General features: G+C 50.3%; 11 protein-coding genes. 9 read left to right on the forward strand and 2 right to left on the reverse strand.

Annotated elements, in window-relative coordinates:
- Positions 1-22 precede the first annotated feature (22 nt).
- Both M0L20_RS10500 and M0L20_RS10505 read right to left on the reverse strand, forming a co-directional pair.
- Complete coding sequence (locus M0L20_RS10500; RefSeq protein ID WP_248476874.1) at positions 23-913, reverse strand: DUF7847 domain-containing protein; 891 nt, start codon at positions 911-913, stop codon at positions 23-25.
- Positions 910-1,854, reverse strand: coding sequence for a stage II sporulation protein M (locus tag M0L20_RS10505; RefSeq protein ID WP_248476876.1), 945 nt, complete (start codon positions 1,852-1,854; stop codon positions 910-912). The genes M0L20_RS10500 and M0L20_RS10505 overlap by 4 nt, the downstream gene beginning before the upstream one ends.
- A 148-nt stretch (positions 1,855-2,002) precedes the next feature.
- Between M0L20_RS10505 and M0L20_RS10510 the strand changes: the two genes are divergently transcribed.
- The 9 genes from M0L20_RS10510 to ispE all read left to right on the forward strand — a co-directional run bounded on the left by M0L20_RS10510 (position 2,003) and on the right by ispE (position 14,713).
- Positions 2,003-2,698, forward strand: a complete 696-nt coding sequence (locus M0L20_RS10510; RefSeq protein WP_248476878.1) for an RDD family protein — start codon at positions 2,003-2,005, stop codon at positions 2,696-2,698.
- Between the two features lie 67 nt (positions 2,699-2,765).
- Entirely contained in the window at positions 2,766-3,968 is a 1,203-nt protein-coding gene (locus tag M0L20_RS10515) for a M20 metallopeptidase family protein (protein ID WP_232560858.1), read from the forward strand.
- A 153-nt stretch (positions 3,969-4,121) separates the two neighbouring features.
- Complete coding sequence (locus M0L20_RS10520) at positions 4,122-4,760, forward strand: gluconate 2-dehydrogenase subunit 3 family protein (RefSeq protein ID WP_232560859.1); 639 nt, start codon at positions 4,122-4,124, stop codon at positions 4,758-4,760.
- Positions 4,761-4,866: 106 nt separating this feature from the next.
- The gene (locus M0L20_RS10525; RefSeq protein WP_248476880.1) at positions 4,867-6,585 is read left to right on the forward strand and encodes a GMC oxidoreductase; all 1,719 of its coding nucleotides are present in this window, start codon (positions 4,867-4,869) and stop codon (positions 6,583-6,585) included.
- A gap of 278 nt (positions 6,586-6,863) precedes the next feature.
- The gene (locus M0L20_RS10530) at positions 6,864-7,430 is read left to right on the forward strand and encodes a hypothetical protein (RefSeq protein ID WP_232560861.1); all 567 of its coding nucleotides are present in this window, start codon (positions 6,864-6,866) and stop codon (positions 7,428-7,430) included.
- Between the two features lie 134 nt (positions 7,431-7,564).
- Positions 7,565-8,896: an ATP-binding cassette domain-containing protein gene (locus M0L20_RS10535; protein WP_248476881.1), complete on the forward strand. Its 1,332-nt coding sequence runs from the start codon at positions 7,565-7,567 to the stop codon at positions 8,894-8,896.
- Positions 8,897-9,477: 581 nt separating this feature from the next.
- A complete protein-coding gene (locus M0L20_RS30325; RefSeq protein ID WP_248476882.1) occupies positions 9,478-11,304 on the forward strand; it encodes a gliding motility-associated C-terminal domain-containing protein in 1,827 nt (608 codons plus the stop codon).
- Between the two features lie 79 nt (positions 11,305-11,383).
- The gene (locus M0L20_RS10545) at positions 11,384-13,828 is read left to right on the forward strand and encodes an OmpA family protein (RefSeq protein ID WP_248476883.1); all 2,445 of its coding nucleotides are present in this window, start codon (positions 11,384-11,386) and stop codon (positions 13,826-13,828) included.
- Positions 13,829-13,906: 78 nt separating this feature from the next.
- Entirely contained in the window at positions 13,907-14,713 is an 807-nt protein-coding gene (gene ispE / locus M0L20_RS10550) for a 4-(cytidine 5'-diphospho)-2-C-methyl-D-erythritol kinase (protein ID WP_248476884.1), read from the forward strand.
- Positions 14,714-14,766 lie beyond the last annotated feature (53 nt).

The following is a 14,766-nucleotide window of genomic DNA, read 5'->3' on the forward strand; positions in this document are numbered from 1 at the left end:
TTGTTTACCCCGCTTCATTGCGTTAAAAACTACCTTCATCGGTTGAGCGGGGTTGGCTAGGGCTTGTCCCGATAGAATCGATTGCCGACAGTAAACCCCGTCCTTCCTGACGTTCTACCAGGTTGGTATACTGAAACCCGATGGCGGTGTAAAGCACCGTATTCAGGAGGGTTTTGCCTACTAAATTGATAACGCTCGCCAGCATTAGCCAGGCCGATGACACGTCGGGCAACAGCTTTCCACCGATCATAAAACCAATAACCGCGCTTGGAATCTGAAAGATAAGCCCAACAAGCCCAACGATGATTCCCATGACGACAATCAACCCGAAGGTAGACCACCACTTGTCCCGAATCAGTTTAAAACAGCGCTCCCAGGTCGCGCCGAAGTCGGTGTCTTCAAACGAGGTAACCGCTAACGAGAGCGATAGAACAACCGCTACGTAAACGCCCGGAATAAAGAAAAACATAAACCCGACGAACGTAACAATCGATCCAAGAACCGAAATGATGACGGCCCGGCCAATGGTTGGCTGCACTTCCTCCCAAATATCGGCAACGCTGATAGGACCACCATTGGTGCGGTTATACACCTTCATATGACCGTAGGTCACCATAATGACCGCCACGTTCGCTAGAATGCTCAGTAATACCGTCAGCCAAAAGGTAGGTGAGGCAAATTGGGTCATCATCTGAAACATAGCTGTCTGGCGTGAGTCGGCCCCTCCGTCAATTGTCGACGCAATTCGTATCACTTTGGATTGGAGTAGTCCACTTAAAACGCCCACTACCAAAGCGATCGGCCCGACGATGTAGAGTAAAGCCGTGCCCAGGCTCCGGAAGTTTTCGCCGATGTACTGAAACGTGGCGTTGATTTTATTGCCAAAATCGCGTTGTTGAAACAGTTGAATCATGGTTGAACTGTGCGGTTAAGTGAGATAGGGTATAGGATGAAATACCAAACGATAAACGTAGCTGATACCAGGATGATGGCTCCGCTCGCGACCGGCGGTAAGGTCAACCGGGTGACGAAACTTTCGAGAAAGCCCGCCATGATAAATATAGGAACCAGCCCGATGGCAATTTTAAGCCCTTGCTTCACTCCTCGTTTAAACGATTCCAGCCGCGAGTAAGTACCCGGAAAGAGCAGGCTGTTGCCTACCGTCAGGCCCGCGCAGCCCGCAATGACGATAGCCGAAATTTCGAGCGTGCCGTGAATCCAGATTTTCAGAACCGAGTCGAGTAGCAAGCCGCGCTCGTAGAAGAAGTACTGGAAAGAGCCAAGCATCACTCCGTTGTAGAACAGCATCGCCATCGTACCGAATGAGGCAAACAAACCAAAAATAAAGGTTCGGAAGGCTACGTAGATATTGTTTAGCGTAATCTGTACAAACATACTACCCTGATCTCTGCTGTTGTATACGCCTAGCGGATCGCCTTTCTTGATGTTTTCGAGCGTCATGTTTACGTACTGATCACCCAGGATCAACCGCACAAACGTGTTGTCGTGAGCCGCCGATAACCAGCCCAGGATACCGGCCGCCAAAAAGACTGCTGCCGACACAGCCAGCAACCGGTGTGATTGCCGAAACAACAACGGCAACTCGTACTTCCAGAAGGTGATGAACCGGCTTCGGTCGTCGCGCCGATTTTGCATCAGCCCCCGGTGCATCTGGGCCGCCAGCCCGTTAAGGTAACGCGTTACATTTGAGTCTGGGTAAAACGTACGGGCGTACGATAAATCATCCGTCAGCTCTACGTAGCGCTCGGTCAGTTCGTCCGGGTTGCGGGTCGTGGCTTGCTCAATGGTACGCCACTTATCGGTGTTTCGTTTAACGAATAAGGCTTCACGCATGGGGTAAGAATTTGGGCTGCTGACGCTGATAGTGAAAATTGGTTATTTGTTTATTAAGAACAAAAGAAAGGTTGTTAATTTTGATGACTGGCTATGCCTGACGGAAACTACCGTCAACAACTTATTTATTGCTGACAACTCACCGACAATGTCTGTTGCGATTCGCACCTCCCAGAATGTGTTATTGGAATACGAACCCGCCAGCGTTGGTGAACGCATCCTGGCGGCAATCATCGACTATCTGGTTATATTCGGGTGGGTATTGCTGGTCGTAGCCTTGCCGTCCCGGTTTGGTATTCGCACGAGCAGCTTCTACACGGTTCTCGTTATGTTTCCGGTGGTGGCTTACGATTTGCTGTCGGAGTGGTTTCTCAATGGTCGAAGTCCTGGCAAAATAGCGATGGACATCCGCGTGGTCATGCTCGATGGTTCGTCGCCGGGTTTAGGCGCTTACCTGATCCGGTGGGTATTGCGGATTGTGGAGTCAGCAGCGTTTCTGGGCGGTATTGTTCCGATTATCACCGTGGCAATGAATGGAAAAGGACAGCGTCTGGGCGATATTGCCGCCGGTACGACAGTTGTTAAGCTTAAGCCCGCTGTTTCGTTAGACCACATTCTTATTCAACCGGTCGATGAAAATTATACCGTACAGTTTCCCGATGTTCGTTTATTAAATGACCGCGATATCAGTATTGTCCGAGAGGCTCTGTACAGAAGTGACAACGAACTGCTGACACGCACCGCCAATAAAGTTAAAGACGTAACCGGTATTCAGAGCACGATGCCTGATCGCGACTTTCTGCAAACGGTTATCAGTGATTATCAATTCATAACGTCGCAGTAAACGTTGGTTTGGCTGGCGGCTTACCTGTGATTTATTTAACGACCATCGTTCTGTTGGTCAGACTACTATGCTTGAATCAATCAAATCGCTCGCCCGGCAGTATGCGGCTGATATCGTTCAGACCCGTAGACATCTGCACGCGCATCCCGAACTTTCGTTTCGTGAGCATAACACGGCTCAATTCGTTGCCGATCAACTGAAAGCGATTGGCATTACTCCGCAGGAAGGAGTTGCTGATACAGGTCTGGTGGCGCTTATTGACGGTACTAAAAGCAACGGCTCCAATATGTCTTCCCGAGTGGTTGGGTTGCGGGCCGACATGGACGCGTTACCCATTCATGAAGCGAACGACGTTTCGTATAAATCCACCGTCGATGGGGTCATGCACGCCTGTGGGCATGATGCGCATACGGCTAGCCTGCTCGGTGTCGCGCGTATTCTGCACGTCTTACGCGATCAGTTCGATGGAACGGTAAAGTTGGTGTTCCAGCCTGGTGAGGAGAAAGCGCCGGGTGGCGCGTCGCTGATGATCAAAGAAGGTGTTCTGGAAAATCCGACCCCGATGAGCATGATTGGTCAGCACGTTGCGCCGAACATTCCGGTAGGTAAGATTGGCTTCCGCGAAGGCATGTACATGGCCAGTACCGACGAGATTTATATAACGGTGCGCGGTAAAGGCGGCCACGCGGCTATGCCCGACAATCTGGTCGATCCGGTATTGATTGCATCGCATATCATCGTGGCTTTGCAGCAGATCATTAGCCGCAACCGTCCGCCCGCCAGTCCGTCGGTGTTGTCGTTCGGGCGGTTTATTGCCGATGGCGTTACGAACGTAATTCCGAATGAAGTCAAGATTGAAGGGACCTTCCGCTGCATGAATGAAGAATGGCGGGCCGAAGGAAAGCGCCGGATGGTAAAATTAGCTGAAGGTATTGCCGAAGCGATGGGCGGCTCATGCGAGTTTACCATTGTTAACGGGTATCCTTACCTGAAGAATAATCCTGAGCTGACCCGGCGCGTGCGGTCGCAGGCGGTAGCCTACATGGGTGCGGACAATGTGGTCGATCTCGACCTGTGGATGGCGGGTGAAGATTTTGCTTTTTACTCGCAAGTGGTTGATTCCTGCTTCTACCGGCTTGGAACGCGCAACGAAGCACGCGGCATCATTTCAGGAGTGCACACGCCCACGTTTGACATCGATGAATCGTCGCTGGAAATCGGTGCCGGACTGATGAGCTGGCTGGCCGTACAGGAGCTGACAGCGCTCTAGATTTTTGTGTATTGCAGGGTATCAGATAGTTGATATAGGGTTGATATGATCCTTTAAAACTGCATCTCTAAATTGCACAATCAAATCCTTGATTTTTATACATTTGTAATTCCTTACATCGTTCTATTTGAAAGTTTAACTCGCTCTAAGCACATGAACAGAAGAGACGCCCTTATGCGGGTGGCTGCATTGGCTGGTGTAACCATGTCTTTGCCCGCTTTAGCCGATACGCTTGAAGCTTCGGCCACCCGACGCGCCTTGACGGGCAAGCCGCTCTTTTTTACAGCTGATCAGGACGCTACCGTCGCTGAACTGGCTGATACAATAATACCAACGACTAGTACTCCCGGTGCCAAAGCCGCTAAAGTGAACGAGGTCATTGATATTCTGCTAAAAGACTGCTACAAGGCAGACGATCAGCAACGGTTCCTGGATGGCCTTACGCAAACAAACAAATTAAGTCAGGATGCGTATGGCAAAGCGTTTGTCCAACTCGACCCAACGCAACGGATTGAGATTGTGAAAAAGCTGGAAGCCGATGCCAAGCAACAGCTGGCGCAGATGAGCAATGCAAAAGCTGCCGCCAAAGTGGAAAACTCGCAGGCCGATTTGCAGATGCCCGACGCTAAGAAACGGTATACGCCGTTCTACACGATCCTGAAAGATTTAACGCTGACTGGCTATTTTACGTCGGAAATCGGCTGTACACAGGCGCTCGAGTACGTGGCTGTACCGGGCCGTTACGATGGTTGTGTTCCACTCAAAAAAGGCCAGAAGGCTTGGGCTATCTAAACGCTTGCCGTAACAAGGTATAAAGGGTCAATAGATAAATCTGATTGCTTGCAGAAGTAATCAAAACCGTTGAACTGAAAACTTTATACCGAAAATTTCTTCAAAGATGAATCTCAATATTGACGCAAAAAAAGATATGACCTACGACGCTATCGTTGTAGGATCAGGAATATCGGGCGGCTGGGCTGCTAAAGAATTGACCCAAAAAGGTCTGAAAGTATTAATGCTGGAGCGGGGCCGCGACGTGAAACACATCGAAGGCTACCCAACTGCTACCAACAACCCGTGGGATTTTCCGCACCGGGGACGCATCACAACGATGGCTGCCGAGGAGTACTGGGCAAACATGCGCACCGGTTACACGGCTAACGAAGAGTGGCGCCACTTTTTCGAGAATGATAAAGAAAACCCGTACCTCGAAAAACGCAAGGTAGACTGGATTCGGGGTTATCACGTGGGCGGTCGGTCGCTGATGTGGGGACGCCAAAGTTACCGCTGGAACAAAGAAGACTTCATGGCCAACGGCAAAGAAGGAATCGGCGTTGACTGGCCAATCCGCTACGAAGATCTGGCTCCCTGGTATACGTACGCCGAAACGTTTGTCGGCGTTTCGGGTAGCAAAGACGGACTGGACGTACTGCCCGACGGTAACTTTCTGCCCGCGATGCAGATGAACTGTCTGGAGAAGGAAGCGAAAAAGAAAATCGAAAAAGCGTTCCCGGCGCGTATGGTTACGATGGGACGCACAGCGCACCTGACGGCACCTAAGCAGCTTCACTACGATCTGGGTCGGGCGGCTTGTCAGTTCCGGAATCAGTGTATGCGGGGATGCCCTTACGGTGCTTATTTCAGTACGCAATCGGCTACGTTGCCAGCGGCCATGAAAACTGGTCGGTTAACGCTTCGTCCTGATTCAATCGTGTCGGAAGTTCTTTACGACGAGAAAAAAGGAAAAGCAACCGGTGTTCGGGTTGTTGACCAGAATACGAAAGAAGTTCGGGAGTACTACGCTAAAGTTATCTTCCTGAACGCGTCGGCTTTTGCGAGTACGTCGATCCTGATGAACTCGAAGTCGCACCGGTTCCCGAACGGAATGGGTAACGATTCTGACCAGCTTGGCCGGAACATTATGGACCATCACCTGGCTGCGGGTGCTGCTGGTTCGTTTGAAGGCATGGAAGACCAATACTATTACGGCCGTCGTGCCAATGGTGTGTACATTCCACGCTACCGCAACTGGGCGGGTGACAAACGTGATTATGTACGTGGCTTTGGCTATCAGGGTGGCGCTGGCCGGGGCGGTTGGAACCGGGGCAATGGTATGGAAGGTTTCGGAGCCGAGTTCAAAGATAGCCTGACAACACCGGGTCCGTGGACAATGAGCCTGGGCGGCTTCGGCGAGATGATTGCTGACCCGAACAACCGCATGACGCTGTCGCCTGATCAGAAAGATAAGTGGGGCCTGCCATTGATCGTATTTGACGCGGCCTATGGTGAGAACGAGAAGAAGATGCGCATTGACATGATGAACGATGCCGCTGAAATGCTCGAAGCCGCTGGTCTGAAGAACGTAACGCCTTATAACGACGAGTCGAAACACCCCGGTATCGGTATTCACGAAATGGGTACCGCACGCATGGGCCGTGATCCGAAAACGTCGGTTCTGAACGCGCACAACCAGGTTCACGCGGTTAAGAACGTATTTAATACGGATGGAGCCTGCATGACGTCGGCATCCTGCGTAAACCCTTCGCTGACCTACATGGCTTTAACGGCACGCGCTGCTGATTTTGCCGTGAAAGAAATGAAAAAGGGTAATTTGTAATCAGCAAAGTGCACAAAAAGGGGTAGTGAGCCAATCTGGATTCACTACCCCTTTTTGTGCTTTTATGACACCTTCGTAATTCATGCATTGCCGCAAGATCAAAACTGAAATTTATTAGTTGCTAAGAATGAATCATTTATAAACGGTGAGAGCATACGAGGCTGCGGAAGAATTTTTTTAGAATTCTGCTGAAAAGTTAAAGTTTGATTAAACAAACTAATATTAGTTGAGTTATACTATAGAATATCGGGTAAAAACGATATAACCATTACTCAACTATGAAAAAAATACTGATAATGGGTTTCATGCTGGCAGCCGGCCTGACCCTCAATACGCAAGCACAGACAACGAACTCAGGTTCGACCGGAACCACGGGTACGGGAACGACTGGTGTAGGAACAACAGGAACTACCGGTACCGGAACGATGGGAACTAATACAGGCACGATGAATAACGGCCAGAATACGGGAACGAATTCGGGTACGTATCAGACGCAGCCACCGACGAATACGGGTACTGGCACGATGAACGGCGGTACGATGGGAACGACAGGCACCAACACAGGTACCTACCAAACCCAACCACCAACGGGCACTAATACCGGTACGATGAACAATGGTACCACAGGAACGGGTACTACCGGCACAACCGGCACGGGTACTTATTCGACTGGCACGGGCACCATGAATAACGGAACAACGACCGGAACAGGAACTACTGGTACCGGAACGATGGGTACTTCTGACCGTATGAACAACGGTTCGACGGGCAACCCTCCAACCCGCAGAAACAGCCGTCGTTCTTCATCATCAACGACGACAAGCCCTTCTTCAACCACGTATTAATCGAGCGCAATACGAGAAGAAGTAAGCTGGATGGATAACTTTGCGAAGTTGTCCATCCAGCTTTTTTTATGTCCAGTCATACTGATATAATAGCATTACATAATTTTTCCATACGTCGCGGTAATCAGCTCGTCTTGTCTGATCTAACGTGGACTGTTCATTCGGGTGAGAGCTGGGCCGTAGTAGGACCGACTGGCAGTGGTAAAACTACACTCTTACAGGCATTAGCCGGGCAGTTACCGGCAAAACCCGGTACGCTTCTACGAAAGAAGTCAGCTGCGTTTGTTTCCTTCAAGGAAGAATCGCACCAGTTCTCGTACACGGGTCATTTTTATCAGCAACGTTATCACGCTACGCTTAGTGATTCTCATGACGGCAAGCCCGCTTTGACAGTACGCGATTACCTGCGTTTTTCCGGGTCAGCGGAAGATATGGCTCTTGTACAACGCCTTGGCCTTGAACCCCTTCTTGATTCGGCCTTTCTCAAGTTGTCGAATGGTCAAACCCGGAAAGCTCGTATCGGCAAGGCATTACTACAACATCCTGAGCTGCTTCTTCTCGACAATCCGTTTGTTGGATTAGACGCTATATTTCGTCAGGAACTAAATCAGTGGTTAGGCGATCTTATTCACCACGGACTTACGCTGATCATTGTCGTTGAACCTGAAAATATACCCGACTTTATTACCCATGTCCTCGTATTGGAGCGCGGGCGTATTGTCCAGCTAGGCCCTAAAGAAGGGGTTCGTTGGCAAAGTGGTTTACTAGCGAGTTCCGAACTGCCCACTCTGGAAACGCCCCCTAAGGCGGCTGATTTCTCAGAGGCATTCCGTCTTACGGATGTCAGTGTAAAATATGGCGACCGAATTATTTTGGATGCCATCAACTGGACTGTCGCCGTCAACGAACGCTGGGCGCTGATGGGCCGGAACGGAGCTGGGAAATCTGTTTTATTGAGCCTACTTTACGGCGATCATCCGCAGGCCTATGCCAATGATGTACGCGTGTTTGACCACAAACGAGGTAAAGGCGGAAGCATCTGGGATGTCAAACGTCGGATCGGTTTCGTTTCGCCGGAGTTGCATCTGTACTTTCCGCAGCTTCTAACGGCGGCACAGGTGGCGTTTACGGGTTTGACGGATACGCTCACTGTCCCCGCCCGCGTTCCGGCCAGCGCTGAAGCCGATTTGCAGTCCCTTCTGGCATACTTTGGTTTGACACACCTTAAAGACCGTCCGTTTGGTACGTTGTCCATTGGTGAGCAGCGGCTTACGTTGCTGGTAAGAGCTTTACTCAAAAACGCGCCAGTGCTAATCCTTGACGAACCCTTTCAGGCTATCGATGCCCGTCATGTTCAGCTAGCGCAGCAATTGCTGAACTCCTTGTCGGATAAGACAATTCTGTTCGTGACCCACGATCGGCGCGAATTACCCAGTAGCATTAATCGCCTTTTCGAGTTAGGCTAAGCAACGAATAATTGGTCGAGCGTGTTAGCGTACCCTACCGCTCGGTAACTATTATCACTTTTACTTAACTGGTAACTTAACGACTTACAAGGCTGGCATGGTTTGTGATAATTTTAAGCATGTACCAGCTGAACATAGTATGCCTGATTCCAGCCTACTGCCCAATTTGTAACTAAATCGGATGGTTGTGCGCTTGTACTGCATGCTACTTCCGCAGCGCTTGGCATGATATTCGTCTAGTGTAGTAATAGACCATACACCATTCGATAGGCATGTTACTAACTAATTTACTGAGGAATTTTTCGTGTTTTTTTGTACTAGTATTAGTAACAAGCAACGTGACAGCGAGCGTATTTTCAGTGGCCGATTCATGCCGAAATCCGGAACCTCCCATTATCAGAGGTTCCGCGAAAGCAATATGTCGCAATGAAAGCGTTACATTGACCGCTACTGGCTGCACAGGCACTGTCGTATGGTCAAACGGAGAGACGGGCAACCAGCTAACTGTTCAGCCGCAACGAACAACAAAATATACGGCCATCTGCCGCGCTCGGCAAGGTTGTATTAGCTGCTTCGCGGACGTGTGGAAAGTAACCGTAAACACGCCTGAGCCGCCTATTCTGACGACTTCTGCCACCACCATCTGTCCTGGAAATAGCGTTACGTTGACGGCCACAAATTGCGTGGGAATTGTTCGCTGGCCTGATCAGACAACCGGCTCAACCTGGACGGGCCAACTCGTACAGACAACAACGTTCAGCGCAACCTGCGAAGGAGAAAATTGCGTTAGTGGACCGTCGGTGGGGATTAACGTGTCGGTTGCTGAACCAACAACACCTATTATTTCGGCAAGCGTAAGCGACATTTGTGCCGGGCAAACTAGTCAGTTGACTGCCTCGGGCTGCGTTGGCCGCGTGCGTTGGTCAGATGGAGGAGAAGGGTTAGTACGATCTGTAAGTCCGTATAGCACGACTACGTTTCGCGCTGTTTGCCAGATTGGTTCGTGTCAAAGCGACAGTTCGGCTGGTCAGTTGATAACGGTACGGGGGGGCGGCAAACAGATAGCTTCCAGCGCTACAGTGACAAATAGCTGTCCGTTCCAAACCGCCGATTTGTCTAACGCTATCGGGACGACAAACCAAAATTCAGCGGTTCATTATGAGTTTAGAACCGCTCCATCGTTGAATGCACCGTTGGTTCAATCGCCGGGCGCTGCCTTGTCAGGGACATATTACGTGTTTGGGAGAGACGTCAATGGATGCTATACTGAGCCAATGGCCGTGACGGTTCGTATTGCAGACTGTCCAAATGCCATACCCCCGTGTATAAGTAATCCCGCTACGGTAGCGGTTCGAGTAGACACGTTGGATTGGGCGAAAGGGGTTGTGTGTCTGCAAGGAAAACTCGGTGGATCAGCAACTGGCGTAACCTGGGAAAGCAGCGGTAAAGGGTTATTCACAAATACAGGTTTGAACGCACGTTATTTATTGTCCGAAACGGACCAACGACTGGGCAGGACGACATTCACGCTGACAACAGCCGATCCTGATGGAAAGGGTCCGTGCGTTGGCGCATTGACGCAAGTAGTTGTTGGGGCTCCATCCGTAGCGCGCGAACTGCTGGGTATCAGCAAAAAAGTAAGCGAACCGGTCTGGGTCGTGGAAGGAGCCGCGCGGTTGGTTGCGTTAACCTATCAGCTAACGGCTACTAATTTGGGAGAACACACACTAACGCAGCTTCAGGTTTCGGATAATCTCGATGCGGTGTTTACCAAAAAAGGAGCCAGGGTTCACTCGGTGGCTGTCCGGGCCGATAACGGATTGATTGCCAATGCTGCGTACACAGGACAGGGCGCTGACACAACGTTGTTGCTGGCGGGTAGTCAACTGCCTACAAATCGACAGGCGCATATCTGGCTGACAGTTCGGGTAGATGTTAACCAGGCTACGGATTTAACATTTACAAACACCGCGCTTGGGCAAGCTGTTGATGCTGCCAATAACGTCTGTCGTGATTGGTCAGTCAATGGTACCAGCGCTGATCCTGATCAGAACGGTGATCCAACGGATAACAATGAACCAACAAGCGTAACGGTACACGCAGTACTGCCCGAAGGAGCGCAAACGGTATTCATTCCAGAAGGTTTCTCGCCGAACGATGATGGAATCAACGACCGTTTTGTCATTCAGGGAGTGCCGTCAGGTATCACTATACAGTTGGCAATCTATAACCGTTGGGGAAGTCTGGTTTACCAGAATAACGATTACAAAAATGACTGGGACGGTACCGCAAATCAAGGTGTTAGAGCCGCTGATAAAAGCCAGGGACTACCCGATGGTGCGTATTATTACCAGATTAAATTAAGCGACGGTCGTGAGTTCGTACGATTCTTGACGTTGGCACGTTGATTATCGCGTAGCGGTTAATAGCCGAACTTGTGACCTGTCGAACGAAAAGTCACGGATTTATTGGGCGTAAACTATGCCAATGAGGATAGGTTGGATAAAGCATTTTTTAAGCGTATGGCTGTGGATAAGCTGTTCTATAACGGCTTGGTCACAGACAGACTCGCTGTTGCGGCAGGCCGAACGTCTGCTTAGTTACAAAGCGTATGGGCGTGCAATTGACGCCTACGCGCAGTTATTGGCGAACGATCAGCTGACAACGACCCAGAAAGCACTGACTCAGGGAAAATTAGCTTACGCATACCAGCAGGTAGGTGATGGCACAAAGGCCGAACGTTTTTATCGGGATGCCCTGAGCAACGGTGCGGATGAAGATCCTCAGCAAGTGTTGCAGTTTGCTAAGGCGTTAGCGGCCAACGGCAAGTTTCAGGAATCGCAGAAGCAATACGAACGGTACCTGCAATTGAAAGAGAAAATGCCCGCTCGTCGGTCTGTCGCGATACCAGAAAATGCGGCTTCACCCGGTGGCAGTAAAAAAGAAACAATACGCTACCGGCTGGAATATTTAGACTTGAATACAGCGGGTGAGGAGTTTAGTCCATCGTTTTATCAAGATGGGTTGGTGTATGTATCGGGGAAAAAAGGCGGAGCAACGATCGAGACAACTGGGAAGGGTGGGGGAGCCGGTTACCTTGACTTGTTTTATGCGCCCAACCGCAATAGCCTGAAAGTTGCCAGCATTATCAATGCGGATGGAAGCGTCAGTAAGGCTGTTAACCAGCGGACCAAAACGGAGCGTCAGGTCGGTAGCGATCAATATACTCGTGCAACGGCTAACGATTCACGCACGGTACCAAATTTCAGCGGAAGCATCAACATTACGGAAGGACTTGGCTATGACGCCCGCTCCTCAGGTGCTCCAAAGCGATTCAGCAAAACGTTGAATACTAAGTACCACGAGGGACCTGCCACTTTTTCGCGGGATGGTTCGCGGATTATCTTCACGCGGAATAACTATAACGAAGGACGTTCTGCAAAAAGCAGTGAAGGCGTCAACAAACTAAAACTGTATTCGGCTCGCCAGGAGAACGGTATGTGGGTTGATGTGGAAGAACTGCCCTTCAACAGCGATGAATATTCCGTCGGCCATCCAACCTTGAGCCGTGACGAACAACTGCTGTATTTCGCGTCGGATATGCCGGGCGGTTTTGGCGGAACGGATCTCTACGTAAGCCGCTTCCAAAACGGAAAATGGGGACGACCGGTCAACCTTGGTCAGACAGTCAATACGAAAGGCAATGAATTGTTTCCCTTTGTTGATGACGCTGGAAATCTTTACTTCTCATCCGATGGTCGGGGTGGACTGGGCGCACTGGACATTTTCTTTGCTGCGTTGTCCAACGCGACAACCGTACAATCCGTTGAACACCTGAACGCGCCAATCAACTCGGCCGAAGACGATTTTGGGTTGATCACCGATGCTAGCCGACGGGGTGGCTATTTTAGTAGCAATCGACGTGAAGGCAGTGACGATATCTACCGATTTGTTCGTGAGAGTTCGTTGTACGGATGCCGTGATCTGACCATTCGGCTCTATGATATGGATACGGATGCCGCGTTGGATAGCGTCAGCGTGCTGGTCAAAACCAAAGGCGAAGGCCGTCCTGATCAAACGCTTACCACCGACCGCAACGGACTAGTGCAACTCTGTCTGGAAGGCAACAACGACTTTATGTTTCAGGCCAGCCGGGATGGATACATCAACAGCACCATTGGATTTACAACACGCTTACTGACGGATGACCAGCCAACCCGGCTTGAAATGTCGATGATGAAGCCCACGGTCATTATGGATACCATTGCGGAGGCTCCGGTAAGGCCAACCTCCTTGTCACGTTCCCGGATTCGGGGTGTAATCATGAGCGAACGGGATCGTCGGCCGATTGCTGGCGTTACGGTGCGACTCCGAAAAGAGTGCGACCGGTCACTGCGTGAATACGTAACAGGACCAGATGGGCGCTACAGCTTCGAACTTGATCCAGGTTGTGATTACACGCTTATTGCTTCTAAGCCCAAGTTTGGAACCAACACGAGCCGTATCAAGCGACTGGCCAAAAAGGAAAAGCCAAAAGAGCTATCAGCGGACTTACGTATGCTGGGTGTCGGCGATATTGTCGCTATTGACAACATTTATTACGATCTGGATCAGTTTAGCCTCCGTCCGAACGCTGCGCGTGAATTGGATCGGCTGGTTGCTACCATGCAAAAATATCCCTCGCTGGTCATCGAAATTCGTTCGCATACCGACAGTCGTGGCGACGCGGGCCACAACAAAGCTTTATCAACGGAGCGGGCAAAAGCAGTCACCAACTACCTCAGCTCAAAAGGAATCAGTCGCAAACGGATGGTGGCAATCGGCATGGGCGAGTCGGAGCTAGTGAATAACTGTACCGATGGGGTCATCTGCACCGATGCCGAACACCAGCGCAACCGCCGAACGGAATTCAAAGTAATTGCGATCAAATAAGCAGCGAATGTATTGCGGCAGGATTAACTTCTTTAGGAGTTTCTGCGCTTACATTTGTGCTACTATTCGTCGGTTTCAATGATTTCTTTTCCAAACGCAAAAATTAACCTCGGCTTGTTTATCACAGAAAAACGAGCCGACGGCTTTCATAATCTGCAATCCTGCTTTTATCCGATTGGATGGAGTGACGCACTTGAACTGATTCCTGCAGAACCGTTTGCGTTTAGTAGTAGTGGATTACCTATTCCGGGAGAGACCGCAACCAACCTTTGCGTACGGGCGTATGAGTTACTAAAGAAGGACTTTGCGCTACCTTCGATTCAGATGCATCTGCACAAAATAGTGCCTATCGGTGCCGGGCTAGGGGGCGGCTCTGCTGATGCGGCTTTCGCGTTAAAGCTCATCAACGAACAGTTTGCGCTTGGCTTGAGCGTTGCGCAGTTGCAGGACTACGCCCGTCGCCTAGGTAGCGACTGTGCTTTTTTTATCCAGAACAAGCCGGTCTACTGCGTTGAGAAAGGAGACGTCTTTGAAGAAATCGGGGTTGATTTAAGTGGCTATTCCATCCTGCTGATTTATCCAAACCTGGCGATCTCGACTGCCGAGGCTTACGCAAATATTCGACCAACAAAACCCCAGCGACCGCTACGGGACTACCTGCAACAACCGATTAAAACCTGGCGACAAACTGTCCGTAACGATTTCGAAGACAGCCTGTTTCCTAACTATCCTGTTTTACCCAAAATCAAGCAGCAGCTGTACGAATTAGGGGCGGTCTACGCTAGTATGAGTGGTTCAGGCTCAACGGTGTACGGGATTTTTGATGCGCCACCGGTTATCTCAAACCAATTTGAGGATTACAACGTTTGGCAAGGAAAGCTTTAACCTGGTTTTTAAAATAAGTTTGTGGTTCAGGATCGTCTGGCTATAGCGTAATT

Source organism: Spirosoma liriopis (assembly GCF_023196085.1).
Lineage (GTDB): Bacteria > Bacteroidota > Bacteroidia > Cytophagales > Spirosomataceae > Spirosoma > Spirosoma oryzicola.

Excerpts from the sequence above, each read along its gene's own strand:
- M0L20_RS10500 (WP_248476874.1), bottom strand. The coding sequence starts at position 913 with ATGATTCAACTGTTTCAACAACGCGATTTTGGCAATAAAATCAACGCC.
- M0L20_RS10505 (WP_248476876.1), bottom strand. The coding sequence starts at position 1,854 with ATGCGTGAAGCCTTATTCGTTAAACGAAACACCGATAAGTGGCGTACC.
- M0L20_RS10510 (WP_248476878.1), top strand. The coding sequence starts at position 2,003 with ATGTCTGTTGCGATTCGCACCTCCCAGAATGTGTTATTGGAATACGAA.
- M0L20_RS10515 (WP_232560858.1), top strand. The coding sequence starts at position 2,766 with ATGCTTGAATCAATCAAATCGCTCGCCCGGCAGTATGCGGCTGATATC.
- M0L20_RS10520 (WP_232560859.1), top strand. The coding sequence starts at position 4,122 with ATGAACAGAAGAGACGCCCTTATGCGGGTGGCTGCATTGGCTGGTGTA.
- M0L20_RS10525 (WP_248476880.1), top strand. The coding sequence starts at position 4,867 with ATGAATCTCAATATTGACGCAAAAAAAGATATGACCTACGACGCTATC.
- M0L20_RS10530 (WP_232560861.1), top strand. The coding sequence starts at position 6,864 with ATGAAAAAAATACTGATAATGGGTTTCATGCTGGCAGCCGGCCTGACC.
- M0L20_RS10545 (WP_248476883.1), top strand. The coding sequence starts at position 11,384 with ATGAGGATAGGTTGGATAAAGCATTTTTTAAGCGTATGGCTGTGGATA.
- ispE (WP_248476884.1), top strand. The coding sequence starts at position 13,907 with ATGATTTCTTTTCCAAACGCAAAAATTAACCTCGGCTTGTTTATCACA.